2 protein-coding genes and 1 pseudogene are annotated in these 2,005 nt (G+C 49.1%); all 3 read right to left on the bottom strand.

Annotation, left to right across the window (positions count from 1 at the left end):
• Positions 1-305: pseudogene (locus KVG88_RS30935) on the bottom strand (HNH/ENDO VII family nuclease); the annotation flags it as partial.
• A gap of 171 nt (positions 306-476) precedes the next feature.
• Entirely contained in the window at positions 477-995 is a 519-nt protein-coding gene (locus KVG88_RS30930) for an SMI1/KNR4 family protein (RefSeq protein WP_217873642.1), read from the bottom strand.
• A 13-nt stretch (positions 996-1,008) separates the two neighbouring features.
• Positions 1,009-2,005, bottom strand: a 997-nt coding sequence (locus KVG88_RS30925; protein ID WP_217873641.1) for an RHS repeat-associated core domain-containing protein, incomplete at its 5' end; no start/stop codon positions are given.

Below are 2,005 nucleotides of genomic sequence, written 5' to 3'. Positions count from 1 at the left end.
GCCGTTGGCTTCGTATTCGTACTTGATCTCGCCGCGCAGTTTGTCGAGGGTGCGGACCAGTTCGCCGGCCGGGTCGTACTGGTGACGGCGGTGGATCGGGTTGTAGGCGTGTTCGACCAGCAGGTCGGGCTGGATGCCGGGGTTGTGGATTCTCGAGAGTTTTTCTGCCGGCAGGCGCGAGGCGAACTGCCAACTCTTGCGACCCAGGGCGTCGTAGCCGAAGCAGCTGCTGAGGGTGCCCTGAGTCGCAGGACTTCGCGGTGCAGGTCGTCGCGCTCGATGTCGCTGATCAGTTGGCGGTCGAGGCTGAAATGACGCGACTCGCCAAATCATGCCAAGCCATCATTCTCATTCCTAACTCAGCATGATCGCCCAATCAGTTAGGTCGGCACTCGCGCCCAAAAGATAGTGCTTAGTTATCTAAAAGTTCAACACTAAGCATAAAATTTATCAATGCACGATTCAAATCAGAACCATTAAATATCTTCTATAAAATTCGGAACGCCGCCTACAGACTTAATAATCAAATTATAGAACTCAACAAACCCTCCGGAGACAAAAAACAAGTTCCCACAATCGTTCTGCTCTGGGATATCAAAATCATTATTTAAATCAGACTCATGAAGATGTGTTCTATCCCAATAATAAACACCTTTCTCACCACGATGACCAACCATTACGTAAGGATTTCCTCCTCCATCCTCACCGATAGCTACAGCCTCATCGAGAAAATTTAGCTCCTCAATAAATTCCTTATTAAAACTAATTACATCATTACACTCTTCCTCAGGCAGAAGCCCAAAAAACCGATCAAAACTTATAACCCCCTCATCTACAGCGCTTAACGGTATTTGTGCGTAATCAGGCGCCGTCAGATAAAAACCATTCATTTTACATAAAAACTCTCTATATCCAACTGGAAGCGCCCTACTGATTTCCGCCTCAATATAATCGACATCTAACGATTTTAAACCTGACTTATATACTATTGGCATACTACACCTCACTTTAGCATGTGGATTTCATATTTTTCACTCCGCCGGAGTGAGTGAATCTATTGTGAATTTTTTTAGGAACTTCTTGCATCGTTTTCATATTTTCATGATGATGCCAAGTATTCTTCGTATAGTCTGCGCTTCCTTTAGGAGCGAGCGCATCGGCCTTTCCGAAATCCCCACCCGGATTCTTTCCGTGATTTCCTTTCAAGTCCGGAACATCAATCTGTTGACGCTCGAACGGTGTAAAGTCTGGATGTCCGTTCGGGTATCTGACACTGTTACCCTCCCAATCACTGTATACCCACGTCCGTCCTTCAATTTCTGAATGTACTGAGCCACCTTTTTCCAGCCATTTTGATATATCTGGTGAGTGAGGGGGTTTTGCACTCCAACCCCAAGGATCGATCCAAGCGATTGAATTTGCAGCGTATTGGTAAAGATTGAAGCCACCCAACAACCCAATCGGATCCTGCGTCACAAACCGCCCCACCTCCGGATCGTAATACCGAAACGTGTTGTAGTGCAGCCCCGTCTCATCGTCAAAATACTGCCCCTGAAACCGCAGGTTCTGCTCGACGTCATTGACCGTCAGCTTCTCAACCGAACCCCACGCCTTATACGTCGCCTGCCAGACAATCTGCCCTTCTCGATCCGTCATCTCCAACGGCGTACCAATCTGGTCGGTATGGAAGTAATAAAGCTGCTGCTCTTCACCTTCTGCCTGGTCGACCCGCGCCAGCGGCGCATAGCTGCCCGGTTCGTAAACGTACAAACTGCTCTGCCCCGGACGTTCCTCACGCAGCATCCGCAGGCCTTGCCACAAAAAGTGCTTCTGCTCGGTCTTGCCGTTGACCTCTGAAACCTTGGCAACCCGCCGCCCCAGGCTGTCGTACCGATACGATCCGGTACTTTCCAGCTTGCCATTGACCAGCGTCTCGGCCTTGACCAAGCGGTTTTCACAGTCATAAACAAACGTCTGCAGCTTGCCCATGCCACTGCGTTTTTCG

Source organism: Pseudomonas azerbaijanoccidentalis (genome assembly GCF_019145495.1).
In the GTDB taxonomy this organism is placed as follows: domain Bacteria; phylum Pseudomonadota; class Gammaproteobacteria; order Pseudomonadales; family Pseudomonadaceae; genus Aquipseudomonas; species Aquipseudomonas azerbaijanoccidentalis.
The sequence above is the reverse complement of the archived record's forward strand: the minus strand, read 5'-3'. Positions and strand labels throughout refer to the sequence as shown.